The sequence below is a fragment of the Promicromonospora sp. NFX87 genome, assembly GCF_048564965.1.
GTDB lineage: Bacteria > Actinomycetota > Actinomycetes > Actinomycetales > Cellulomonadaceae > Promicromonospora.
Genome location: NZ_CP183413.1, coordinates 2,847,013 through 2,869,990, shown reverse-complemented (window position 1 = coordinate 2,869,990; position 22,978 = coordinate 2,847,013). Strand labels below are relative to the sequence as shown.

Sequence of the window (22,978 nt, the reverse complement as noted above, 5' to 3'; positions counted from 1 at the left end):
AGACCCGCCTGGGAGGACTAGCGGGCGCCCCTGCGCTGCCGGTCGTTCATCAGCCACTCCCGGAGCCGCTCCAGGTCCGCCTGCGGTCCCAGGTGCCGCAGCTTCTCCGGGTTGATGACGCCGCGGATACCCGCGACCTGCCCGTCGACCACCTCGAACGACCAGGTACCGATCAGGCCGCCGCCGATGACGTCGTCCGCCACGATGAGCAGACCCGGCTCCCCACCCACCAGCGCGGGCTCGAAGTGGATGGGCGCGCCACGGCGCATGAAGACCGCCAGGAGACGCGCCACCGTGTCCCGCCCCGAGACCGGCCGGGCGATCGAGAAGCCCGGCGGCACCTTCCCGCCGCCGTCGCCGGTGAACACGACGTCCTCGGCGAGCAGCTCCAGGAACGGGTCCACCGCACCCTCCTCGCACGCGGCCAGGAACCGGGTGACGAGCTCCTCCGCGCGTACCCGTGTTGTACGGGCGGGTGCTGTGCGGCCGGGTGTTGTGCGGCTGGCTGTTGTACGGGAGGGTGCTGACCGTGCGGCGTCGTCGCGCTCCCGTGCGATCCGCCGCCGGGCACGGGACGCCAGCTGACGTGCGGACACCTCGCTCGTGCCGATGACGCCTGCCGCCTCGGTGTGGGAGTAGCCCAGCACGTCGTGCAGCAGGAAGGCCGCACGCTCCGTAGGGGTGAGCCTCTCCAGCAGCACGAGGAACGCCGTCGAGAGGTCGTCTGCCAGCTCGGCGTGCGCCGCGGCGTCCGGCGGCGCGGACGCCATGGCGACCGGCAGGTTCGACTGCACAGGACCCACCAGAGGCTCCGGCAGCCACTCACCGACGTAGGACTCACGCCGCACCCGGGCCGAACGCAGCACATCGATGGCGATCCGCGTCGTCACCGTGGTCACGAACGCGTCTGGGTTACGCACCCCCTCGGTCTGCGACAGCCGCAGCAACGCCTCCTGGACGACGTCCTCCGCCTCGGCCACGCTGCCGAGCATCCGGTAGGCGACGCTGAACGCCAGAGGGCGCAGCCGGTCCAGGGCGGCGCCGTCGAGCCGCGTACCGGGCGGCTGGGGCGAGTCCTGTGCGTGACTGTCCTGCGTGTGACTGTCCTGCGGGTCGCCGTCCTGGGAGGTCTCCGGGTCCGTCATGAGCACATGCTCTCGCGTCATACCCCCTATGACGAGGGACGGTCGCCAGATGTGACAGCGACAGCGCACAAGGCCTCGCGCCGGGCATTATGCCCTGGGCCGTACTCACCGAACGCCATACTCTGCGCCCGTGAGAACAACCGCGCTCCTCGTCCGTCTCCTCCTCGAGCTCGCCCTCTTCGCCGGCGCCGGCTACGCGGGCTGGACCCTGTCCGACGGCGGATGGCGGATCCTGTTCGTCATCCTCGCCCCGGCCACCGTCATCGCGATCTGGGGCACGTTCCTCTCGCCCAAGGCCCGGGTCACCATCCCGCCGTCGGCCCGCGTCACACTCGAGGCACTCCTCTTCGGCGGCGTCAGCTACCTGCTCTGGCAGGCAGGGGCACCGACGATCGGGACGGCGCTCGCGGTCGTCTGGGTGCTTCACCGCGTGGTGCTGGCGCTGACCGCGGGCGCGCCGAGCGTCCTGGAGACGGGCGGGACGCCGCGCTGACCAGCTGGGTGACGGGCGCGGTGACGGGCGCGGTGACCGGCGGGGTGCGGCACCCCGTCGGTCACCGCGGCACGACCGATCGTCAGCGCGAGTGCATCGCGTCTATCTCGTCGCGGCGGAACAGGATCAGCCGGTCCAGGACGTCGTCGGGCAACGGACGGTCGGACGTGAACCGGATGGTCCCCTTCGACGTCGAGAAGCCGGCCAGGTCGGGTTCGAGCGCCTCGATCGCGGGAGGGCTGAACGGATACAGCCCGATGTGCTTCGCCGTGGCCCGGGCCGACACGAGCGGGCTGCCCCGATAGCGCAGCGCGGCCATGCCGTAGCTCATGCCTTCCTCGGCGTCGGGCACGAGCTCCAGCGCCCTCGCCCGCACATGCTCGACGGCGTCCCGGACCGCGCCGTCGAGGCTCGCGATGTAGTCGGTGAACTCGTCCATGAGCACAGCCTCGCCCGAAGGAGGGCGGGACGCGAGGTCGCGCCTGAGGGTGGGCGCCTGCGGGGTCTCCGGTGGGGTGGTTGAGGTCCGGGGTGGCCTTCGAAGAGTTATCCACAGATTTGAAATCCGGCAAGCAGACCGCACGTGTGTTCGAGATAATGGGTGCAGCGAGGAAGTCAGAACTAGAGGCAAGTGAGCGAGTCGGGTGGGGGTGGGCACGGTGGATCAGACGACGAACAACAGGCCCACCGGTGGCCTGCCTGCTGCCGCCTCGATCGAGGACGTGCTGGCTCGGATCGAGAACGAGATAGACCACCTCACCGCCCTGACGGACCCCGAGACCCTGACCGGGTGGGACGCCCCGACGGTCACTCGCCTGGCCGAGGCGCACACCCGGATCCGCCGGGTGACCGGCCGGTTGGACGGGGTCCGCTACACCCTGCTGCCCCGCATCGAGAACGAGGGCTCGTGGCGCTCCGGTGGCACGGCCCGCACGTTCACGACCTGGCTCCGGCTGCGCGAAGGCATCTCCGCCTCCACCGCGGGTAAGGACATGACGATCGCCCGCCGTCTCGCGACCGCACTACCCGTCACCCGGGAGCGGCTGGTCGCGGGAACCCTCGGGGCGGATCACGCCCGGGTGATGACCGAGGTCGCACCGACGAGCGAGACCCGCACGGATGCACTGGCGTGGTTGATCGACGCCCGTACCGGGCACACCACGACACCCGAACAGTTCGTCCAGTCCGTGCCGGTCGACTTCCCCGACCCGGCAGACGACCCCGACGGTGCCCAGACCCGTGAGCTGGTCACCCAGGTGCTGGAGGGCGCGGTCACCGAGGGGACCCTGGTCACGGGTGAGGGCGTCGTCCTGCGTGAGGCAGGTGTGCTCAATGCGGACCAGTTCCGGAAGGTGGCGCGCCGGTTCGCGACCATCACGGACCCCGACACCGACGACCTCGATGACGACAAGGCCGCCCAGGGCGAGTTCTTCGACCTGGCCAAGACGTTCGGCGGGTACCACGTTGCAGGGTTCCTGACCGATGAGCACGGCCTGCAGCTCACGACCGCGATCAACGCGGTCCTGGGTGCCCCGTCAGCCGGGGACACCCGGACCACGACGCAGCGTCGCGCACAGGGCCTGGCCGATGTGGCGCGGGTGGTGCTGGACACGAACCAGGCCTCCCCAGGTGCTGCTATCGCACCGCACCTGAACGTCACGGTGTCCTGGAACGAGTTCGTCACCCAGGTCACCCGGACCCGGGACGGCCTGTGCCTGACCTGCGGCCAGGCGACACCCACCCGCGGCAATCGCCCGGGCGTGGGTCCAAGCATCCCGGGCGCGGGCCCGAGCATCCCGGGCACTGGCACTGGCACTGGCACTGGCACCAGCACTGGCACCAGCACCAGCACCAGCACCAGCACTGGCACCAGCACCAGCACTGGCACCAGCACCAGCACTGGCACTGGCACTAGCGCTGGCTCGGGTGCGGATGTCGGTGCAGGGCCGGTGAGCACCGGCCCAGCGGCCGGAAGCCCGGCGGGAAGCCCGAGTGGAAGCCCGAGTGGAAGCCCTGGCGGGAGCCTCACCGAAAGTCCGACCGGAGGTCCGGGTGGCTGGAGCGCCGCGGCTACGACCGTGTCCGGGTTCTTGTCCTCCGGTGGCCCGGTATTCACCGAGACCGGCGGTCGCGCCCCACGCGCACTCGTACGCCGCCTGGCGTGCCACAGCGCGATCACCCGAATCGTGTTCGGACCCGACGGCGCCGTCCTCGACGTCGGTCGGGCCCAACGCACCGTGTCGGGACAGATGCGCCGGGCCGTGATCGCCAGAGACCAACACTGCGTCTACCCGGGTTGTGATCAGCCACCGTCACGGTGCGAGGTCCACCACGCCCTCACCCACTGGGCCGACGGCGGGGACACCTCGGTGACGAACAGTGCGTTGTTGTGCTGGTTCCATCACCAGTTGGTGGATGCCAAGGGCATCACCATGCACTGGACCGGCAAGCCGGCCACGAACACCACGGCCGGTGCCCTGCTGGAGACCGGGTGGGCCTTCACCGACGCCCGCGGCCACCGCATCCGCCTCCCCGAAGCCATCGAAGCCTCACCACCACACGCCACCGAAGTCGCCTGAGTCGCCAGCCGGACCCGGCAACCCACCGAAGCCGCCTGACCCGCCGAGTCCACCGAGAGCAGACCAGGCCCACCGAATGCCTCTCCGCGACGGACGGCACCCACTCCACGGGATCCGCCGCAGCAGGCGGTCCGCTGAGGCGGCCTGGCCTGGATTGGCCAGGCCGCCTCGCTCCGCTCATTGCCTGACGAGTCGTGTCCGGCCCGCCAGGAGCACTGTCATCAACGCGAGCAGACCGGTAAGCCCGAGCACCGCCGCGTAGGCGGGCAGCCCCACGATGTCGTGCAGGGCCCACAGGAGCGCCCCGGTCGCGGTGGACGCGATCGCGGCGGCGACGGCGTCGGCCACCTGGAGCGCCGACGAGGCCGAGCCCTGCTCGTGCGGCGCCGCCAGCTCGAGCGTCAGGACAGACAGCGTGGGGAAGACCAGGCCCATCCCACTGCCGGACAGCACCCAGAACGCCATCCCGACCCCGGCCGGCACAGCGGGCAGTACGAGGACGGTCGCGCCGATCATCCCCAGGGCGAGCAGGCCTCCGCCCAGCCGCACGTAGCCGGCGTGGCTCAGGTGCAGAAGGTCGCGGCCGCGCACCCAGGATGCCCCGGACCAGCCGAGCGCTCCCACCGTCAGGATGAGGCCGGCGCCGCCTGGGCTCAGGTGCCGCTCGTGCACCAGGAGCAGGGGCAGCAGCACCTCCGCGCCGACGAACGCCGCCGACACCAGGGCCCGCACCGACACGACGGCCGGCAACCCGCGCCCGGCCCGCAGCACGGCCAGGATGAGACGCAGCGCGTGCAGCGGAGGAGGCCCCGGTTGCCCGACGGCGGCCGCGTCGCGCCGGTCGCCATTCATGTCCTTCGGGTTCGGGCCGGCCGGAGCCAAGTCCTCCGAGACCGCGCTGTCCGAGGCTGTGCCGTTCGAGGTCGCGACGCCGTCCGAGACCCCACCGTCCGAGACCCCGCTACCCGAGACCCCGCCATCCGCGGGATCCACCCGGTCGCCGCGGGCAGCCGTGAGGCCAGGGCGCATCAGGAGTGCCGCCGGCACCGTGAGCGCGGCGGCACCCAGGAACACCCAGCGCCAGCCCACGTGGTCCACGAGGAGCCCGGCGAGTCCCGGCCCGACGATCGCGGGCACGACCCACGCCGCGGCGAACGCCGAGAAGACGGCGGGGTGCCGTTCGGCGGCGAACACGCGAGCGACCAGGACGTACAGCGCGACGCCGTACAACCCGTTGCCGACGCCCTGCACAGCGCGCCCCGCGACGAGGGTGCCGATGTCGGTGGCCGTCCCCGCGACGACGAGCCCGACCACGAAGAGTGCCACGCCGGTCCACATCGCGGGCGTCGGGCCGCTGCGGTCGCACCAGCGCCCGGCCGTGAGCATCCCGACCACGCTGGTCGCGAAGGTCACCGCGAACGCGAGCGTGTAGTACCGCAGCCCGTCCAGCTCGACGGCGACGGTCGGCATCGCCGTGGACACGGCGAGCGCCTCGAACGCCCCGAGCGAGCAGAGTGCGACCATCCCGGCGAGGACGAGGCGCTGTGCCGCCCGGCCCAGCGTGCCCGACGGCGCAGGCGGCGTCGGAGCCGGTGACGTGGCTGAGGGACTGACCGAGGAAGAGCCCGTCGGCGACGGGGGAACGGTCGCGGTCACACCAGCACCACCTTGCCGGTGGTGCGACGCTCCTCGAGCTCGCGGTGGGCTCGCGCGGCCTCGGCGAACGGCACGCGGTGCGTCGCGACCCGCCACCGGCCGGACGCCGCCCGGGCCAGCGCTCGCTCCTGGTAGGGGCGCTGGTCGGGCATCGAGGGAGCGTCGGGCCCGACGGCGTAGCGCACCTCGATCGGGGAGTCGATCTGGTCGGCCTCCGCCCAGGACGTGTACCGGTTGGGCTCGCCGGACGCCCAACCGTAAGCCACGAGCCGCGCGGGAGCGGAGGTGGCGGCCGCTCCGCCGTCGTCGAGCAGGTCCGTGGCGGCGGTGCCGAGGTCGCCGCCGACGCCGTCGAGCACGAGCGTCGCGGGGGAGTCGCAGAGGGCGGCTCGTGCGACGTCCGTCCACCCCGGGACGGAGTAGTCGACGAGGGCGAGCCGCGCACCGGCGTCCGCTCCTGCCAGCAGGTCTTCCAGGACCTTCAGCCGGGCCCCGCTGCTCGCCAGGGCGACGACACGCGCCCCGGCAGCGAGCGCCTCCTGCACGAATAGTGTGCCAAGCCCGCCTGCGGCACCGGTGACGACAACGACGTCGGCGGCCGTCACGGCCGCGATGTCGAGGGTGTAGACCGCCATGCGGCCCGTGCCGATCATGGCTATCGCGTCGGCGGGGTCCAGGGGAGTGCCGTCCGGACCGTCGGGGATCGCGTGCAGCTTGTCGGTTCCGACGACGACGCGTCGGGCGTACCCGCCGCCGTCGGGCACGCGGCCGAGGTGCGCCGCGACGCGACGTCCGGTCCACGAGGGGTCGACGCCCGGTCCGACGCCGGAGACGGTGCCCGCGATCTCCCGGCCCGGGACCGTCGGGAGGCTCGGCAGGGGGAGCGGAGGGCCCTCCTCGCCGCGGCGGATGCTCGTGTCGACGAGGTGTACCCCGTGCGCTACCGCGTCGACGAGCACCTCGCCGGGGCCGGGTACGGGGTCGGGGATCTGCTCGAGCGTGAGTACCTCGGGCGGGCCGAAGGAGTGGTGTCTGATGGCGTCCATGCGGTCATCCTCTAACCTGAACCAAAGTTGAGGTCAATCGCGGCTCGTGCGGCCGGCCCGACGGCGTCCGCGGGCGTCGTCGGAGCGTCGTCGCCGGAGTCCTGGAGAGCCTGAGGAGGCCACCCGTGGAAGCACCCAACCCTGCCGTCCCGTGGGACCGTGACGAGCTCACGGTCGGTGATCTCGCCGCGCGCAGCGGCGTGTCGGTGTCAGCATTGCACTTCTACGAGCGCAAAGGCCTGATCACGAGCCGTCGGACGTCCGGCAACCAGCGCCGATACCGGCGCGAGACGCTGCGACGCGTGGCGTTCATCAGGGTGTCGCAGCGCGTCGGGATACCGCTCGCGGACATCGGTGCCGCACTCGGGACGCTCCCCGGCGACCGCACGCCGACCGCGAAGGACTGGCGGCGCATCTCGCAGGCCTGGCACGACGATCTTGACGCGCGGATCGAGCAGCTCTCCCGGCTCCGTGACCATCTCACCGACTGCATAGGCTGCGGCTGCCTCTCGCTGCGTCGCTGCACGCTGACCAACCCGCACGACGAGCTCGCCGAGGCCGGCCCAGGGCCGCGGACGCTCCTCGTGGAGGGGCTGGAGCCGGAAGGGCCGTGATGTCGGCGCCGGTGAAGGTCGACTTTGCGGGCGGTCCCGGCGGTGGCTCTGGTAGAAAGCCGCACGGACGGGAAGCGCCGACGGCAAGCGTCGGCAGCAAACGCCAGCGGGAAACAGTAGAGAGCGGCACCGGTGCGGTGCCGGGCGAGGGAGAGCTGTGGGTACGTACTACGAGTGGGTCGCCGACCTGGACGTGACCGAGCACGACGCGCCGGAGGTCGGCCGGCGGGTGGTGGAGGCACTGGTCGCACGCGGCGTGATCCTTCCGGAGCTGTCCCCGGACGCGGCACTCGGGGGCGACGGCCATCCGGCGGGACCTGCGTGGGCCGACACCGTGGAGACGTCGGTGTCGGGAGAGTCGCCGTGGGGTGTCCAGGTCCGGGTCGGTCGTGCGGTGCAGGACGGCGGGCAGTTCGACGTCGGCTCGGTGACGTGCCCGCGCTGCTCGGCCACGAGGGAGTTCTTCGGGCCGCCGGAGGAGTTCGGTCCGACCTGTTCGGACGAGGAAGGCCTGGGGCGGTTCTACGCCGCGGCGGAGGCCTGGAGCGAGGGGGACGAGGGGAGCGAGGCGGACCTGGAGTGCCGGGCGTGCGGCGTCGCCACGCCGGTCGTCGGGTGGCGGGCCGGTGGCGCGGCGCTCACCTGCCTGGCCTTCGTCTTCTGGGGCTGGGACGAGCTTCGTCCCGAGGCGCTGCGCTGGGTCGCCGACGCGACGGGCGGGCACCGGATCGCCAGCGGGAGCGGCAAGATCTGACGACGCCGTGCCGCTGTGCCGGTTAGGCTCGCGGCCATGGCTTCTGCGCTGCCCCGTGTCCTGGTGCTCAACGGTCCGAACCTCGGCCGGCTCGGCGTCCGCGAGCCCGAGATCTACGGCCATGCCTCCATGGCGGACCTCAAGATCGCCGCCGCGGAGTGGGGCGAGGAGCTGGGGCTGGAGGTCGAGGTGCGGCAGACCGACGGCGAGTCGGAGATCGTCGGCTGGCTCCACGAGGCGGTCGACGCCGGCGCCCACGTGGTGCTCAACCCGGCTGCGTTCACGCACTACTCGTACGCGCTGCGCGACGCCGCCGCCCAGGTCACCACCGCGGACCTGCTGCTCATCGAGGTGCACCTCTCGAACCCGGCCACGCGGGAGTCGTTCCGGCACTACTCGGTGGTGGCCGGGATCGCGACGGGCACCATCGCGGGGTTCGGTTTCGACTCCTACCGGCTGGCGCTGTCGGCCATCGAGAGCCGCCTTCGTAGTAAGTCCGGGGCTTAATTTCCCTGATCTGAAGCCGGAGCCTTAACCGAGCATCAGAAGTGCGAGGCCGAGCCCTGCGAGCGCGAGCAGCCAGCTGGCGAAGCTGCCGATCAAGAAGTACTCAGTTACGGGATTCGGACCTTGGTGGATCGGTGGGGTCTCGACGGCCGGGCTCGGAGTATTGCCTGTGGCGGACTGGACGATGATCGGCGACGGCGTTCTGGAGCTTGATTCGCTCGCGGCCAGCTCGGGAAAGCGAAGCAAGCCCTTCGCTCCGACGACGACTGCGGCTGCGGTCAGGTTCCCGGCGAGGCCGAGGCCCAGGATGAAGAGCCGCTCCATGGGCCCGAGCACGCGCCCGCTTCGGAGTCGGTCGGAGCCTTCTTTGGTCGGGACGTTGACGGCGTCGAGGATGAGCCGGACAAGCACGTTGGCCGTGGTGACCTGCGCGAGAGCAATGCCGACCACGAGGATCACGCGCGCGGGCGGGAAATCTGACAGAGGGCCGGGAATCCAGCTCGGCCATGCGGTGGATCCGTCGTCCGCGAGCAGGAGTGCAATGGTGATGCCTGCACCGATCGACAAGAACGCTGCGTAGCGCGCCGCCGTTGCTCCGATCGCACGGGTGATGACGTCGAGGAGGGCCCAGACGGCAAGGAGTAGCGCGAGCGATATGCCGAGGCCTACCTTGGTGGCCACAGGGGCGCCGCTCGTAGCCAGCAGCGCTATCAGGGTGGCGAGACCTGCGGCCAGTGCGGTGTAGCGCCGGCGGGCCGAGATGCCCGACGGGTGCGTGTCACGGAACGCGTCCGTCACGCCCAACGCGGCGAGGAACGCACCGAGGATGATCATCCGTCTGTCACGCCTTTCCGAACAGGTCTTGTGCGTCACGAACGGCACTCACGCCCCTCGCGAACGCCTGGCTCACCGCCGATTCCGAGATGCCCTCCCGCGCCGCGACGGCCTTCTGGGGCTGACCGTGGAGCGCGGACAGGAGCATCCGCCGTTGGCGGTGGTTGAGTGTATCGACGAGGCCGTCACGCGCAACGAGGAACGCGTTGACGGCCGCGGGCTCTGGCCATCCGGCGCCTGCGGGGCCGACGTACCTCGCGCCGGACTTCTTGCCCAGTGAATCGATCGCCTCCCTTGCCGCGTGCCAGCCCGGGCCGTCCTGGCGAATCGGTTGGGACTCGAGCTCGAACACGCGCACGTCGCCATTGCCGATCCCGAATCGCATCACGACGAGCTCAGGTCTGGGCCCCGCGTCCGTATCGGTCTGAGACGGGAAGGCGAGGCGGTGCAGTTCGAGCTGGATCAACAGCGTTGCGAGCGTTGCGTCAGCGACGGTCTCGAATCCGCCCTGGATCTCGTCACCGAAGGTGGGCTCGAGCCGCTGTACGGGGCGAATGCGCTCGGCCGCGCTCGAGAGGGCGTCCATGATCGCTCGCTGCGCCCGTGCCCGATCCTTGAGCGCGCGGGAGCCGACCACATCGCCGATTACGGTAAACATGGGTTAAGCCTAATCCTTAATTTCGTGAGAAATTAGCCTTGAGCTTAACTCGATGGTCCTTGGTCCTGGTGGCCTGTCCAGCTTGTCCGAGATCGAAGGGATATGGTGATTTCGCTGACGGTAGGGCGAGCCCGATGTCCGAGAGGCGGGGCCGTGCACGTCGGTAGGCTTGGCCGCGGGTGCGGCGGCAGGCGGAGAATCTGGAGGTTGTATGGGGCTGTGGGGTGGTGGTCGTGTGCAGCGCGACTCGGTTCGGTTGACCCGGATGCCAGACGCCGACGGCGGCGCTGCGGACGCTCAGTTCATCCAGTCGATGCTCCAGCTCACGATCACCAACGCGGACCTCAAGACGAGCGTCCTTGTGGGTGCGATCGCGTTGACCTTCGGCGTCGGTACCCCAGCGCTCCCGCTCTTCGAGGCCCTCGAACCGGGAGCATGGCTTGCGGTGGTGGGGGCTGCGATTGGGATCGTCGCGATCGTGCTCTGCGGCATCGCCGGTGTGTACCTGGTGCTCTCGCTCCGACCTCGGATGAAGCAGCGGGAGTTCTCCCGCTACTCCTTGCCGGACATCGTTGGCTCATCCGTCGATGAGCTCGCGGCGACCAGTCCGGGGAACGATCGGCGCGAGGCGTGGGTGCAGGTAAAGAACCTTGCCGATATCTCGGCGCAGAAGCACGCGCATATCCGCCGAGCCCTGATCTTCTACCCCGTGTCAGTGATCCTGATGGTGATCGCTGCAGCGATCGGCGTCATCGTCCGTGCGGGCGTCAGCTAGGCCTCCATGATCTGCGTCGTCCGTTAGACTTGACCGCTGCTGCTTGACACCTGCTTGATCACCCAGCTCGATCACCCCAGCCGCCGGCCTCCCGTCGGCGCGCCCTGGGTGCAAACCTTCACCGACACAGGAAGACGAACGTGGCTACCTCCAACGACATCAAGAACGGCACTGTGCTCCGCATCGACGGCAACCTTTGGTCCGTCATCGAGTTCCAGCATGTCAAGCCGGGCAAGGGTGGAGCGTTCGTCCGAACGAAGATGAAGAACGTGCTGTCCGGCAAGGTCGTCGACAAGACGTTCAACGCGGGCATCAAGGTCGAGACGGCCAACGTCGACCGTCGTGACTTCCAGTACCTGTACATGGACGGCGAGGACTTCGTCTTCATGGACAACGACACGTACGACCAGGTGAACGTGCCCGCGGCGACCGTCGGCGACGCCAAGGACTACATGCTCGAGGGCATGAGCGTCATGCTCGCCTCGAACGACGGCACGCCGCTGTACATCGAGCTGCCGACGTCGGTCGTCCTCGAGATCACCTACACCGAGCCGGGCCTGCAGGGCGACCGGTCCACCGGTGGCACCAAGCCGGCGACGCTCGAGACGGGTGCCGAGATCCAGGTCCCGCTGTTCCTCGAGCAGGGCGTCAAGGTGAAGGTCGACACGCGCACGGGCGACTACCTCGGCCGCGTCACGGAGTGACGTGCGGCTGACGGGCAACCGGCGCACGACAGCCCACCAGCAGGTTTCGTAGCAGAGCTCCAGTAGCGAACTTCAGTAGAGATAAGAGACCATGGGCGCACGCACCAAGGCGCGCAAGCGCGCCGCCGACATCCTCTTCGAGGCGGAGCAGCGGGGCATCGACCCGCTGAAGCTCCTCGCCGACCGCGTGGCGGTGCCGCACACCGAGGCGGCCGTGCCGCAGTACACGGTAGACATCGTCGAGGGTGTGGTCGAGCACCGCGACCGCATCGACGAGGTGCTCGAGACGTACTCGCAGGGCTGGACGCTCCAGCGCATGCCGGCTGTCGACCGCGCACTGCTGCGGATCGGTTCCTGGGAGGTCCTGTTCAACGACGAGGTGCCCGACGCCGTAGCGGTCGACGAGGCGGTCGACCTCGCCGGCGACCTGTCGACGGACGACTCGCCCGCCTTCGTCAACGGCCTCCTCGGCCGGGTCAAGGACCTGAAGCCGACCCTGCTGGCGTGAGAGCCCGCGCGGGAACGGGCGCAGGTGCGCGGCACGCGTGAGCACCGGTCCCGGCGCTGAACGGTTCGACGAGCGACGTCTGCTCGTCGCCCTGTTCGGTGCCGGGACCGCTGCGTTCGCGCAGCTCTACGCCCCGCAGTCCGTGCTGCCCGACGCCGCCCGTGAGCTCGCGACGTCCGCCTCCGCGACGGCGCTGCTCGTCTCCGCCGCCACGCTCGGCCTGGCCGTCGGCGTGCTGCCCTGGGCCTGGGTGGCCGACCGGGTCGGCCGGGTGCGGGCGATGGCCTTCGCGATGCTCGGCGCGACGGCGGTCGGGCTCGCGGTGCCCTTCGCGCCGACGTTCGGCCTGATGGTCGCCGGACGGGCGGTGGAAGGGCTGCTCGTCGCCGGGGTGCCCGCCGTGGCGATGGCGTACCTGACCGAGACGCTCATCGACGCCGGGTCGGCCTCCGCGGTGCCCCGCGCTGCGGGGACCTACGTGGCGGGCACCTCGATGGGCGGGCTCCTGGGCCGGCTCGTGGCGGGTGGAGTCGCCGAGCTCTTCGGCTGGCGCGCCGGCGTGGGTGCCGTTGCGGTCGCCTGCCTGGTCGCGACGGGCATGTTCATCTGGCTGGCGCCGCGGGACCGGAAGGTCACGAAGGGCGACAGCGGGCCTCATGCGCCGGACGGCGGCCGGGCGAGCCGCCTCAAGGTGCTGCTCAGCCCGCGCCTCCTCGCCCTCGACGCACAGGGGCTGCTGCTCATGGGCGGGTTCGTGGCCGTCTACAACTACCTCGGCTTCCGCCTGGTCGACGAGCCGTTCGGGCTGTCGTCCGGCGTGGTGAGCCTCGTGTTCCTCGCGTACCTGGCCGGCACGTGGTCGTCGGCGCGGACGGGCCGCCTGGTGGTGCGGCACGGGCGGCGCCGGGTGCTGATCGCCTCGACCGGTGTGATGGCGGTCGGCGTGGCGGCCACGCTGTCGGGTTGGCTGCCGGTGGTGCTGGCGGGCCTGGTCGTCCTGACGGGCGGGTTCTTCGGAGCGCATGCGGTGGCCAGCGGCTGGACGCCGGTCGCCGCGCCGCAGGCGCGCACCCAGGCCGCTGCGGTCTACAACCTGGCGTACTACGCGGGGTCGAGCGTGTTCGGGTGGCTCGGCGGCGTCGGGTTCGCGCTGGCAGGCTGGCCGGGGACGGTCGGGATGGTGCTCGCGCTGGTGGCCGTCGCCGCGAGCCTGGCGGCCGCGGTGCTGCGGGACTGAGGTGTGAGCAACACCGCTCCGGCGGGCGGCGGCCCCGGCTCTCGGCGCAGGGGCGGCGGGTTAGGGTGGTGGCTGTCAGACTCCCTTTAATCCCGTCCCGTGAGGCGGAGAAGGAGGTCGCCAGATGAATCCTGGCAGCCGCATGCCCGAAACCAGCGCCACTCCCAGCAGCCCCCGAGACGCGGAGCCCAGCACGGACCCCGGCACCGCCGCACGGACGGTGCTCGGCGAGGCCGACATCGCCCGGGCCCTGACCCGCATCGCCCACGAGATCGTGGAGCGAAACAAGGGCGCCGCCGACCTCCTCCTGCTCGGCATCCCGACGCGCGGCGTGCAGCTCGCGCACCGGCTCGCCGAGCGCCTGACGCAGATCGAGCCCTCGTTCAACGGCGAGTACGGCACCCTCGACGTGACCATGTACCGCGACGACCTGCGCCGTCAGCCCACGCGCGCCGTCGGGCAGACGGTCCTGCCGGGCAGCCTGGACGGCACCATCGACGACAAGGTGGTCGTCCTGGTCGACGACGTCCTGTTCTCCGGCCGCACCATCCGCGCCGCGCTCGACGCCCTGAACGACCTGGGCCGCCCCCGCGTGGTGCAGCTCGCCGCCCTGGTCGACCGCGGCCACCGCGAGCTCCCGATCCGCGCCGACTACGTGGGCAAGAACCTGCCCACGTCGCGCAGCGAGCGGGTGCGGGTCCGGCTGTCCGACGTCGACGGGGGAGCCGACTCCGTCGTCATCAGCGGGGTCTCGACAGGCTCGGCCAGCGAGAGCGGGGTCGCGCGGTGAAGCACCTCCTGACAACCCAGGGCATGTCCAAGGACGACGCGATCCTGCTCCTGGACACCTCCGCGCAGATGGCCGCCACGCAGTCCCGCGAGAACAAGAAGCTGCCGACGCTGCGCGGGCGCACCGTCGTGAACCTCTTCTACGAGGACTCCACGCGCACCCGGATCTCGTTCGAGACGGCGGCCAAGCGCCTGTCCGCCGACGTCATCAACTTCTCGGCCAAGGGTTCCAGCGTGTCCAAGGGCGAGTCCCTGAAGGACACGGCGCTGACCCTGCACGCCATGGGCGCCGACGCCGTGGTGGTGCGCCACTCGGCCTCGGGCGCCGCGCACCAGCTGGCCCATGCCGGCTGGCTCGACGCCGGCGTGCTCAACGCGGGCGACGGCATGCACCAGCACCCGACGCAGGCGCTGCTGGACGCGTTCACGATCCGCCGGCACCTGGTGGGCAACGTCGGCGAGGACGGTCGCGGCACCGACACCTCGGCGGGCGCGGACCTCTCCGGGCTGCGCATCGCGATAGTCGGCGACGTGCTGCACTCCCGCGTGGCCCGCTCGAACGTGTACCTGCTGCACACCCTCGGCGCCGAGGTGACGCTGGTCGCGCCGCCCACGCTGGTCCCGGTCGGCGTGGAGACGTGGCCGTGCCGCGTCTCGTACCACCTGGACGAGACGCTCGAGCAGTGGCAGCCCGATGCGGTCATGATGCTGCGGGTGCAGCGCGAGCGGATGTCGGGCGGGTCGGGTTCGTTCTTCCCGAGCCCCATGGAGTACAGCCGCAAGTTCGGGTTCGACGCCCGCCGTCTCGCGGTGCTGCCCGACCATTCGATAGTGATGCACCCCGGTCCGATGAACCGCGGCCTGGAGATCTCCGCGGCCGCCGCCGACCACCCCCGCTCCGTGATCGTGGAGCAGGTGGCCAACGGCGTCGCTGTCCGGATGGCCGCCCTGTACCTGCTGCTGTCCGGTGACACCGGCACCAGCACCGAGAAGACCAGCACCGAGAAGACCAGCACCGACGAGAGGAACACTCTGTGAGCGCCCCTTCAACCACGACCTACGTGCTGCGTGGGGTGCTTCCCTACGGCGCGGACGCGGTCGACGTCGTCCTGGCGGACGGAGTGATCGCCGCGATCGGGGCCCCCGGCTCTGTCGACGTGCCCGAGGGCGCCCACGAGGTCCGTGCGGAGGGGCACGTGCTCCTGCCCGGCCTCGTCGACCTGCACACCCACCTGCGCGAGCCCGGCCGGGAGGACGCCGAGACGGTGTTCTCCGGCACCCGGGCCGCCGCCGCAGGCGGGTTCACCGCCGTGCACGCGATGGCCAACACGACGCCGACGCAGGACACCGCGGGCGTCGTCGAGCAGGTGTACCGGCTGGGCCAGGAGGCCGGCTGGGTCGACGTGCACCCCGTCGGCGCGGTGACCGTGGGCCTGGACGGCGAGAAGCTCGCCGAGCTGGGCGCCATGGCCGACTCCGCGGCCCGCGTCCGGGTCTTCTCGGACGACGGCAAGTGCGTGCACGACCCGGTCCTGATGCGCCGCGCGCTGGAGTACGTCAAGGCGTTCGACGGCGTCGTGGCCCAGCACGCGCAGGAGCCGCGCCTGACCGAGGGCGCGCAGATGAACGAGGGCGTCGTCTCCGCGCAGATCGGCCTGACGGGCTGGCCGGCGGTGGCCGAGGAGTCGATCATCGCGCGCGACGTGCTGCTGGCCGAGCACGTGGGCTCGCGCCTGCACGTGTGCCACCTGTCGACGGCAGGGTCCGTGGAGATCATCCGCTGGGCCAAGGGCCGGGGCATCGACGTCACCGCCGAGGTGACGCCGCACCACCTGGTGCTGACCGACGAGCTCGCCCGCGACTACGACCCGGTGTTCAAGGTCAACCCGCCGCTGCGCACCGCGAAGGACGTCGAGGCGGTCCGCGAGGGCCTGGCCGACGGCACCATCGACATCGTCGCCACCGACCACGCCCCGCACCCGGTCGAGGACAAGGACTGCGAGTGGGCGTCGGCCGCGTTCGGCATGACCGGCCTGGAGACCGCGCTGTCCGTGGTGCAGCAGACCATGGTCGACACGGGCCGCATGACCTGGGCCGACGTCGCCCGCGTGCTCTCGGAGAACCCCGCCCGGATCGGCCGGATCGAGCAGAGCCAGGGCCGCCCGGTCGCCGTCGGCGAGCCCGCCAACCTGACCCTCGTCGACCCGTCCGCGACCCGGGCGATCGACGGCCGCACCCAGGTCACCGCGAGCGACAACACGCCGTTCACGGGCATGGAGCTGCCGGGCCGCGTGGTCGCGACGTTCCTGCGCGGCCGCGCGACGGTGCTCGACGGCACAGTCGTTGACCGAGCCGTCGAGAGCACGCCCTTCGAAGGAGCCACCCGATGAAGTTCCTGGCCATCGCCCTGCTGGTCCTCCTGGCGATCTTCCTGGTGCTGTACGTGACGCTCATCGGCCGACGCCGGCTCGCGCAGCGCACCACCACCCTCGTGCCGCGGCCGCCCGAGGTCCCCGGCGCGGACCACGTGGGATCCGTGCGGTTCGGCCCGCTGGAGGCGGTCTACGTCTCCACCACGCTGCACGGCGACTGGCTCGCCCGCGTCGGCGCACACGGGCTCGGCGACCGGTCCAACTCGATCGTCTCCGTGCACGACGGCGGCGTCCTGGTCGAGCGCGAGGGCGCCGACGACCTCTGGGTTCCCGTGCACGCGATCCGCAGCACGAGCCTCGCCCCGGGCATGGCCGGCAAGTACGTCGGCGCCGACGGGCTCGTCGTCCTGACCTGGGCGGTCCCGGAGGCCGACGACGTCGCCGCCGCACTGGTCGACACCGGCCTGCGCACGCGGCGCGCCGAGGACCGCGGCGCGCTCGTCGACGCCGTCCGGCAGCTGCTGGCCGACCAGCAGCCCCAGCAACACGTTCAGCAAGACCCGCACCAGCAGTACCCGCACCAGCAGGAGGCCCGGTGACCATCCCGATGACACCCGCAGCACAGACCGCCGCGGAGTCCGCAGCGCTCGTCCTCGAGGACGGCACGACCTACCGCGGCCGCGCGTACGGCGCCACCGGCACCACGTTCGGCGAGATCGTGTTCTCCACCGGCATGACCGGCTACCAGGAGACGCTGACGGACCCGTCCTACCACCGGCAGATCGTCGTCATGACGGCGCCGCACGTCGGCAACACCGGCGTGAACGACGAGGACCCGGAGTCCGGCCAGATCTGGGTCTCCGGCTACGTGGTCCGCGACCCCGCGCGGCGCGTGTCGAGCTGGCGCGCGCAGCACTCGCTCGGCGAGGAGCTCGCCGAGCAGGGCATCGTCGGCATCTCCGACGTCGACACCCGCGCCCTGACGCGCCGGCTGCGCGAGGAGGGCGTGATGCGCGCCGGCATCTTCTCGGGCGAGGACCTGGTCCGCGACGGCTACCCGCGCTCCGTCGAGGAGCTCGTGGCCCAGGTGCAGGCCTCCCCGCAGATGGCAGGCGCCGACCTGGCCCGCGAGGTCTCCACCAAGGAGGCCTACACCGTGGAGCCGCAGGGCGAGTGGCTGGAGAACAACCCCGGCGCGGCCCCCGTCGCCACGGTGGTCGCCGTCGACCTGGGCATCAAGACCATGACGCCGGTCCGCCTCGCCGAGCGCGGCGTACGCGTCGTCGTCGTGCCGCAGGCCTCCACCGTCGCCGACATCGAGGGTGTGTTCGCCGGGCTGCCCGACGACGCCCCGCGCGGCGTCTTCTTCTCCAACGGCCCCGGGGACCCGGGCGCTGCCGGCCACGAGGTCGAGCTGCTGCGCGAGGTCCTGGACCGCAGGATCCCGTTCTTCGGCATCTGCTTCGGCAACCAGCTCCTGGGCCGCGCGCTCGGGTACGGCACCTACAAGCTGGACTACGGGCACCGCGGCATCAACCAGCCGGTGCTGGACCGCACCACCGCGAAGGTCGAGGTCACCGCGCACAACCACGGCTTCGCGGTCGACGCCCCCCTGGACGAGGCAGGCTCGACGGCGCCGCACGACGGCGGCCGCTACGGCCGCGTCGTCGTCTCCCACGTGGGCCTCAACGACCAGGTCGTCGAAGGCCTCACCTGCCTGGACCTGCCCGCCTTCTCGGTGCAGTACCACCCGGAGGCGGCCGCCGGCCCGCACGACGCCGCGTACCTGTTCGACCGGTTCGTCGGCCTGCTGACGAACCCGGCGGCCTGGCCGCCGGCTCTCAAGACCGCTCCCACCGCACCGATCAACACCGCCATCAACACCGAGGAGAACCACTGATGCCTCGCCGTTCCGACATCTCCTCGGTCCTCGTCATCGGGTCCGGCCCGATCGTCATCGGCCAGGCCTGCGAGTTCGACTACTCGGGCACCCAGGCCTGCCGCGTCCTGCGCGAGGAGGGCCTGCGGGTCATCCTCGTGAACTCGAACCCGGCCACGATCATGACCGACCCCGAGTTCGCGGACGCCACGTACGTGGAGCCCATCACGACCGAGGTCCTCACCACGATCATCGCCAAGGAGCGCCCCGACGCGCTGCTGCCCACCCTCGGTGGCCAGACGGCGCTCAACGCCGCCATCGCGCTCGACGAGGCCGGCGTGCTGGAGAAGTACGGCGTCGAGCTCATCGGCGCCAACATCCCCGCCATCCAGAAGGGCGAGGACCGCCAGCAGTTCAAGGACGTCGTCGAGAAGTGCGGCGGCGAGTCGGCGCGCTCCGAGATCGTGCACACTATCGACGAGGCCCTCAAGGCGGCCGAGATCCTCGGCTACCCGATGGTCGTGCGCCCGTCGTTCACGATGGGCGGCCTGGGTTCCGGCCTGGCCTACGACGAGACGGACCTGCACCGCATCGTCGGGCAGGGCCTGCACTACTCGCCCACCACGGAGGTGCTCCTGGAGGAGTCCATCCTCGGCTGGAAGGAGTACGAGCTCGAGCTCATGCGCGACCGCAACGACAACGTCGTGGTCGTCTGCTCCATCGAGAACGTCGACCCCGTGGGCGTGCACACCGGCGACTCCGTCACCGTGGCCCCTGCGATGACGCTGACGGACCGCGAGTACCAGAAGCTGCGCGACATCGGCATCGCCGTGATCCGCGAGGTCGGCGTCGACACCGGCGGCTGCAACATCCAGTTCGCCATCGACCCGGAGAACGGGCGGATCATCGTCATCGAGATGAACCCGCGCGTCTCGCGCTCCTCGGCGCTGGCCTCCAAGGCGACCGGCTTCCCGATCGCGAAGATCGCCGCCAAGCTCGCCGTCGGCTACACGCTGGACGAGATCCCGAACGACATCACCAAGGTGACTCCCGCGAGCTTCGAGCCCACGCTCGACTACGTCGTGGTCAAGGTCCCGCGGTTCGCGTTCGAGAAGTTCCCCGCCGCCGACGACACGCTGACCACCACCATGAAGTCGGTGGGCGAGGCCATGGCGCTCGGCCGCAACTTCACCGAGGCGCTCGGCAAGGCCCTGCGGTCCATCGACAAGGGCGGCGTCCAGTTCCACTGGGACGGCGACGCGCCGTCGGGCGAGGAGCTGGCGACGCTGCTCAAGGAGATCGAGCGGCCCACGGAGGGCCGGATGGTCGCGGTCCAGCAGGCGCTGCGGGCGGTCGCCACCGGCGAGACGACGCTCGAGCAGGTCTTCGACGCCACCAAGATCGACCCCTGGTTCCTCGACCAGATCCAGCTCGTCAACGAGGTGGCCGCCGAGGTCGCGGCCTCGCCGACGATCACTGAGGACGTGCTGCGGCACGCCAAGCGGCACGGGCTGTCCGACGCCCAGGTCGCGCGGCTGCGCGGCATGGGCTCCTCGGGCGAGGTGACGGTCCGCGAGATCCGGCACGCGCTCGGCGTCCGCCCGGTCTACAAGACCGTGGACACCTGCGCCGCCGAGTTCGCGGCCAAGACGCCGTACCACTACTCGAGCTACGACTCCGAGACCGAGGTGGCGCCCCGCGAGCGCGAGGCGGTGATCATCCTCGGCTCCGGCCCCAACCGCATCGGGCAGGGCATCGAGTTCGACTACTCGTGCGTGCACGCCACCCTGGCGCTCAAGGACAAGTACGAGACCGTCATGGTCAACTGCAACCCGGAGACCGTCTCGACGGACTACGACACGGCCGACCGCCTGTACTTCGAGCCGCTGACCTTCGAGGACGTCCTGGAGGTCTACCAGGCCGAGCTCGCGGCCGGGCCGGTCAAGGGCATCATCGTGCAGCTCGGCGGGCAGACGCCGCTGAGCCTCGCGCGGCGCCTCGCCGAGGCGGGCCTGCCGATCCTCGGCACCAGCCCCGAGGCGATCGATGCCGCGGAGGACCGCGGCATCTTCGGGCAGGTCCTGCTCGACGCCGGTCTGCCCGCCCCGGCCTTCGGCACCGCCCGGTCGCTGCCGCAGGCCCGCGAGATCGCCGACCGCATCGGCTACCCCGTGCTCGTGCGCCCGTCGTACGTGCTGGGCGGCCGCGGCATGGAGATCGTCTACAGCGAGGACCAGCTCACCGGCTACGTGGAGCGCGCGCTGGAGGCGGCCGCCGTCTCCCACGCGGACTCCGGCGCGCACGGCACGCTCGCCGCGCCGCTGCTGATCGACCGCTTCCTCGACGACGCGATGGAGATCGACGTCGACGCCCTGTTCGACGGCGAGGAGATGTTCCTCGGCGGCGTCATGGAGCACATCGAGGAGGCCGGCATCCACTCGGGTGACTCGGCCTGCGTGCTGCCCCCGGTGTCGCTGAGCGAGACCGAGATCGCGCGCATCCGCCGCTCCACCGAGGCCATCGCCCGGGGCGTCGGGGTGCGGGGCCTGCTCAACGTCCAGTACGCGCTCGTGAGCGACGTCCTGTACGTCCTGGAGGCCAACCCCCGCGCGTCGCGCACCGTGCCGTTCGTCTCCAAGGCGACGGGCACGCCGCTCGCCAAGGCGGCCGCGCGGGTCATGGTCGGTGACTCGATCGCCGACCTGCGCGCCGAGGGCCTGCTCCCGGAGCACGACGGCGCCACGCTCGACCTGGGCGCCCCGCTCGCGGTCAAGGAGGCGGTGCTGCCGTTCAAGCGGTTCCGCACCCGCGAGGGCCTGGTCGTGGACTCGGTGCTCGGCCCGGAGATGCGCTCCACGGGCGAGGTCATGGGCTTCGACAAGGACTTCCCGCACGCGTTCGCGAAGTCGCAGGCGGCGGCGTTCGGCGGGCTGCCGACGTCGGGCACGGTGTTCGTCTCCGTGGCCGACAGCGACAAGCGGCACGTGGTCTTCCCCGTGAAGCGCCTGGTGGAGCTCGGCTTCAAGGTCCTGGCGACCGAGGGCACCGCCACGGTGCTGCGCCGCAACGGCATCGAGGCGACGGTGGTGCGCAAGCACACCGAGGGCCGCGGGCCGGACGGCGAGCTCACGGTCGTGGGGCTCATCACCGAGGGGCAGATCGACCTCGTGGTGAACTCGCCGTCGGGCCAGGGTGCCCGCGCGGACGGCTACGAGATCCGCGCGGCCACGACGGCGGCGGACAAGCCGATAGCGACCACCGTGGACCAGCTCGCCGCGGCCGTGCAGGGGATCGAGGCGGTGCTCGCGGGCCCGTTCGAGGTGGCGAGCCTCCAGGAGCACCAGGCCGCGACGGTGGCCCGCCTGGCGGCGGCCGAGGCAGCGGCGGCCGAAGCAGCGGTGGCCGAAGCAGCGGTGGGCGTATGACCGGCGTCGTGCCCTTCGGTGCCCGGCTCGCCGCAGCGATGGACGAGCACGGTCCGCTGTGCGTCGGCATCGACCCCCACGCGTCGCTCCTTCACGCCTGGGGCCTGCGGGACGACGTCGACGGGCTGCGCGAGTTCTCGCTGCGGGTCGTGGACGCGCTCGGGGGCAGGGTCGCGGCGTTCAAGCCGCAGGCGGCCTTCTTCGAGCGGCACGGCTCGCGCGGCCTGGCGGTGCTGGAGGAGGTGATCGCGGCGGCTCGCACGGCAGGTCCCGGCGGTGCCGGCACGCTGACGATCGTGGACGCCAAGCGCGGCGACATCGGCTCGACGATGGGCGCCTACGCGGAGGCGTTCCTCGCGGACGGCTCGCCCCTGGCGGGGGACGCCCTCACGGTGTCGCCGTACCTCGGGTTCGGCTCGCTCGCGCCGGCCGTCGAGCTGGCCGCTGCTACCGGTCGCGGGCTGTTCGTGCTGTGCCTCACCTCCAACAAGGAGGGCTTCGAGGTGCAGCACGCCCGCACCGGGAGCTCCGGGCAGCTGGGCCCGGATGGAGTCCCGGACGGTGTCGGTGGCGGCACGGTGGCCGCCCTCATGGCCGCGCGCGCGGCGGTGCTCAACGCGGGGGCGGAGCCCATGGGTTCCGTCGGCCTCGTGGTGGGCGCGACGATCGGTGACGCCGTCGCTGCCACGGGCACCGATCTCGTCGCCGTCAACGGACCCCTCCTGGCGCCGGGTGTGGGTGCGCAGGGGGCGGGGGAGCGCGAGCTCGCCACGACGTTCGGGGACGCCCGGCGGAACGTGCTGGCGTCGTCGTCCAGGGGGGTGCTCGCTGCCGGACCGGTCCCGGACGCACTGGTGAGAGCCGCACGAACGGCCGCGCAGGAGGCGAAGACCGCGCTGCGGAGCTGAAACTCGTCCGCAGGACAAAGCGCCCTCGATCGCTATGTATCGAGGGCGCTTTGTCATGGAATGCACCAAATGCGTAAAAGCCCATGTGCATGAGT

Annotated in this window: 22 protein-coding genes; 16 read left to right on the top strand and 6 right to left on the bottom strand. The window is 71.3% G+C overall.

What is annotated here, in order from left to right:
- Positions 1-17: 17 nt before the first annotated feature.
- Positions 18-1,145: a sigma-70 family RNA polymerase sigma factor gene (locus tag ACNYC2_RS12900; RefSeq protein WP_419707400.1), complete on the bottom strand. Its 1,128-nt coding sequence runs from the start codon at positions 1,143-1,145 to the stop codon at positions 18-20.
- Between the two features lie 130 nt (positions 1,146-1,275).
- On the opposite strand from ACNYC2_RS12900, the gene ACNYC2_RS12895 reads away from it, so the two are divergent.
- Entirely contained in the window at positions 1,276-1,638 is a 363-nt protein-coding gene (locus ACNYC2_RS12895) for a YrdB family protein (protein WP_419707399.1), read from the top strand.
- 82 nt (positions 1,639-1,720) lie between these two features.
- Here ACNYC2_RS12895 and ACNYC2_RS12890 read toward each other — a convergent pair whose 3' ends face one another.
- Positions 1,721-2,077 carry an iron chaperone gene (locus ACNYC2_RS12890; RefSeq protein ID WP_419707398.1) on the bottom strand — a complete coding sequence of 119 codons (357 nt, stop codon included), beginning with the start codon at positions 2,075-2,077 and terminating at the stop codon, positions 1,721-1,723.
- 220 nt (positions 2,078-2,297) lie between these two features.
- On the opposite strand from ACNYC2_RS12890, the gene ACNYC2_RS12885 reads away from it, so the two are divergent.
- Entirely contained in the window at positions 2,298-4,217 is a 1,920-nt protein-coding gene (locus ACNYC2_RS12885) for a DUF222 domain-containing protein (RefSeq protein ID WP_419707397.1), read from the top strand.
- A 177-nt stretch (positions 4,218-4,394) separates the two neighbouring features.
- On the opposite strand, the gene ACNYC2_RS12880 is transcribed toward ACNYC2_RS12885, so the two are convergent.
- Entirely contained in the window at positions 4,395-5,873 is a 1,479-nt protein-coding gene (locus ACNYC2_RS12880; RefSeq protein WP_419707396.1) for an MFS transporter, read from the bottom strand.
- A complete protein-coding gene (locus tag ACNYC2_RS12875; RefSeq protein WP_419707395.1) occupies positions 5,870-6,919 on the bottom strand; it encodes an alcohol dehydrogenase catalytic domain-containing protein in 1,050 nt (349 codons plus the stop codon). The genes ACNYC2_RS12880 and ACNYC2_RS12875 overlap by 4 nt, the downstream gene beginning before the upstream one ends.
- A gap of 125 nt (positions 6,920-7,044) precedes the next feature.
- On the opposite strand from ACNYC2_RS12875, the gene soxR reads away from it, so the two are divergent.
- The 3 genes from soxR to ACNYC2_RS12860 all read left to right on the top strand — a co-directional run bounded on the left by soxR (position 7,045) and on the right by ACNYC2_RS12860 (position 8,794).
- Positions 7,045-7,533 (top strand): redox-sensitive transcriptional activator SoxR, encoded by a 489-nt coding sequence (soxR, locus tag ACNYC2_RS12870; protein WP_419707394.1) that lies wholly within the window; start codon positions 7,045-7,047, stop codon positions 7,531-7,533.
- Between the two features lie 157 nt (positions 7,534-7,690).
- Positions 7,691-8,287, top strand: a complete 597-nt coding sequence (locus tag ACNYC2_RS12865; protein ID WP_419707393.1) for a hypothetical protein — start codon at positions 7,691-7,693, stop codon at positions 8,285-8,287.
- Between the two features lie 36 nt (positions 8,288-8,323).
- Entirely contained in the window at positions 8,324-8,794 is a 471-nt protein-coding gene (locus ACNYC2_RS12860; protein ID WP_419707392.1) for a type II 3-dehydroquinate dehydratase, read from the top strand.
- A gap of 24 nt (positions 8,795-8,818) precedes the next feature.
- On the opposite strand, the gene ACNYC2_RS12855 is transcribed toward ACNYC2_RS12860, so the two are convergent.
- Together ACNYC2_RS12855 and ACNYC2_RS12850 are read right to left on the bottom strand one after the other, a co-directional pair.
- A complete protein-coding gene (locus ACNYC2_RS12855) occupies positions 8,819-9,628 on the bottom strand; it encodes a hypothetical protein (RefSeq protein WP_419707391.1) in 810 nt (269 codons plus the stop codon).
- A gap of 7 nt (positions 9,629-9,635) precedes the next feature.
- Positions 9,636-10,286, bottom strand: a complete 651-nt coding sequence (locus ACNYC2_RS12850; protein ID WP_419707390.1) for a hypothetical protein — start codon at positions 10,284-10,286, stop codon at positions 9,636-9,638.
- A gap of 265 nt (positions 10,287-10,551) precedes the next feature.
- Here ACNYC2_RS12850 and ACNYC2_RS12845 point away from each other — a divergent pair, with 265 nt between their 5' ends.
- The 11 genes from ACNYC2_RS12845 (at position 10,552) to pyrF (ending at position 22,883) form a co-directional block, all read left to right on the top strand.
- A complete protein-coding gene (locus tag ACNYC2_RS12845; RefSeq protein ID WP_419707389.1) occupies positions 10,552-11,061 on the top strand; it encodes a hypothetical protein in 510 nt (169 codons plus the stop codon).
- Positions 11,062-11,201: 140 nt separating this feature from the next.
- On the top strand, positions 11,202-11,765 hold the full coding sequence (efp, locus tag ACNYC2_RS12840) for an elongation factor P (protein WP_357452682.1): 564 nt from the start codon (positions 11,202-11,204) through the stop codon (positions 11,763-11,765).
- A 91-nt stretch (positions 11,766-11,856) separates the two neighbouring features.
- Positions 11,857-12,273 carry a transcription antitermination factor NusB gene (gene nusB / locus ACNYC2_RS12835; RefSeq protein ID WP_377131284.1) on the top strand — a complete coding sequence of 139 codons (417 nt, stop codon included), beginning with the start codon at positions 11,857-11,859 and terminating at the stop codon, positions 12,271-12,273.
- 37 nt (positions 12,274-12,310) lie between these two features.
- Complete coding sequence (locus tag ACNYC2_RS12830) at positions 12,311-13,510, top strand: MFS transporter (RefSeq protein WP_419707388.1); 1,200 nt, start codon at positions 12,311-12,313, stop codon at positions 13,508-13,510.
- A gap of 124 nt (positions 13,511-13,634) precedes the next feature.
- Positions 13,635-14,300 carry a bifunctional pyr operon transcriptional regulator/uracil phosphoribosyltransferase PyrR gene (pyrR, locus tag ACNYC2_RS12825; protein WP_419707387.1) on the top strand — a complete coding sequence of 222 codons (666 nt, stop codon included), beginning with the start codon at positions 13,635-13,637 and terminating at the stop codon, positions 14,298-14,300.
- Positions 14,297-15,337 (top strand): aspartate carbamoyltransferase catalytic subunit, encoded by a 1,041-nt coding sequence (locus tag ACNYC2_RS12820; protein WP_419707386.1) that lies wholly within the window; start codon positions 14,297-14,299, stop codon positions 15,335-15,337. The genes pyrR and ACNYC2_RS12820 overlap by 4 nt, the downstream gene beginning before the upstream one ends.
- Positions 15,334-16,689: a dihydroorotase gene (locus ACNYC2_RS12815; protein ID WP_419707385.1), complete on the top strand. Its 1,356-nt coding sequence runs from the start codon at positions 15,334-15,336 to the stop codon at positions 16,687-16,689. The genes ACNYC2_RS12820 and ACNYC2_RS12815 overlap by 4 nt, the downstream gene beginning before the upstream one ends.
- Positions 16,686-17,270 (top strand): hypothetical protein, encoded by a 585-nt coding sequence (locus ACNYC2_RS12810; protein WP_419707384.1) that lies wholly within the window; start codon positions 16,686-16,688, stop codon positions 17,268-17,270. Before ACNYC2_RS12815 ends, ACNYC2_RS12810 begins: the two co-directional genes overlap by 4 nt.
- Before the next feature lie 8 nt (positions 17,271-17,278).
- Positions 17,279-18,571, top strand: a complete 1,293-nt coding sequence (gene carA / locus ACNYC2_RS12805; protein WP_419707826.1) for a glutamine-hydrolyzing carbamoyl-phosphate synthase small subunit — start codon at positions 17,279-17,281, stop codon at positions 18,569-18,571.
- Entirely contained in the window at positions 18,571-21,975 is a 3,405-nt protein-coding gene (gene carB, locus ACNYC2_RS12800; protein ID WP_419707383.1) for a carbamoyl-phosphate synthase large subunit, read from the top strand. Before carA ends, carB begins: the two co-directional genes overlap by 1 nt.
- Positions 21,972-22,883: an orotidine-5'-phosphate decarboxylase gene (pyrF, locus tag ACNYC2_RS12795; protein WP_419707382.1), complete on the top strand. Its 912-nt coding sequence runs from the start codon at positions 21,972-21,974 to the stop codon at positions 22,881-22,883. The genes carB and pyrF overlap by 4 nt, the downstream gene beginning before the upstream one ends.
- Positions 22,884-22,978: the final 95 nt, after the last annotated feature.

Bases quoted from the DNA above. Each gene is read 5' to 3' on its own strand.
- ACNYC2_RS12900 (WP_419707400.1), bottom strand. From the start codon at position 1,145: ATGACGGACCCGGAGACCTCCCAGGACGGCGACCCGCAGGACAGTCAC.
- ACNYC2_RS12890 (WP_419707398.1), bottom strand. From the start codon at position 2,077: ATGGACGAGTTCACCGACTACATCGCGAGCCTCGACGGCGCGGTCCGG.
- ACNYC2_RS12875 (WP_419707395.1), bottom strand. From the start codon at position 6,919: ATGGACGCCATCAGACACCACTCCTTCGGCCCGCCCGAGGTACTCACG.
- ACNYC2_RS12860 (WP_419707392.1), top strand. From the start codon at position 8,324: ATGGCTTCTGCGCTGCCCCGTGTCCTGGTGCTCAACGGTCCGAACCTC.
- ACNYC2_RS12855 (WP_419707391.1), bottom strand. From the start codon at position 9,628: ATGATCATCCTCGGTGCGTTCCTCGCCGCGTTGGGCGTGACGGACGCG.
- ACNYC2_RS12850 (WP_419707390.1), bottom strand. From the start codon at position 10,286: ATGTTTACCGTAATCGGCGATGTGGTCGGCTCCCGCGCGCTCAAGGAT.
- ACNYC2_RS12845 (WP_419707389.1), top strand. From the start codon at position 10,552: ATGCCAGACGCCGACGGCGGCGCTGCGGACGCTCAGTTCATCCAGTCG.
- nusB (WP_377131284.1), top strand. From the start codon at position 11,857: ATGGGCGCACGCACCAAGGCGCGCAAGCGCGCCGCCGACATCCTCTTC.
- pyrR (WP_419707387.1), top strand. From the start codon at position 13,635: ATGAATCCTGGCAGCCGCATGCCCGAAACCAGCGCCACTCCCAGCAGC.
- ACNYC2_RS12810 (WP_419707384.1), top strand. From the start codon at position 16,686: ATGAAGTTCCTGGCCATCGCCCTGCTGGTCCTCCTGGCGATCTTCCTG.
- carA (WP_419707826.1), top strand. From the start codon at position 17,279: ATGACACCCGCAGCACAGACCGCCGCGGAGTCCGCAGCGCTCGTCCTC.
- carB (WP_419707383.1), top strand. From the start codon at position 18,571: ATGCCTCGCCGTTCCGACATCTCCTCGGTCCTCGTCATCGGGTCCGGC.
- pyrF (WP_419707382.1), top strand. From the start codon at position 21,972: ATGACCGGCGTCGTGCCCTTCGGTGCCCGGCTCGCCGCAGCGATGGAC.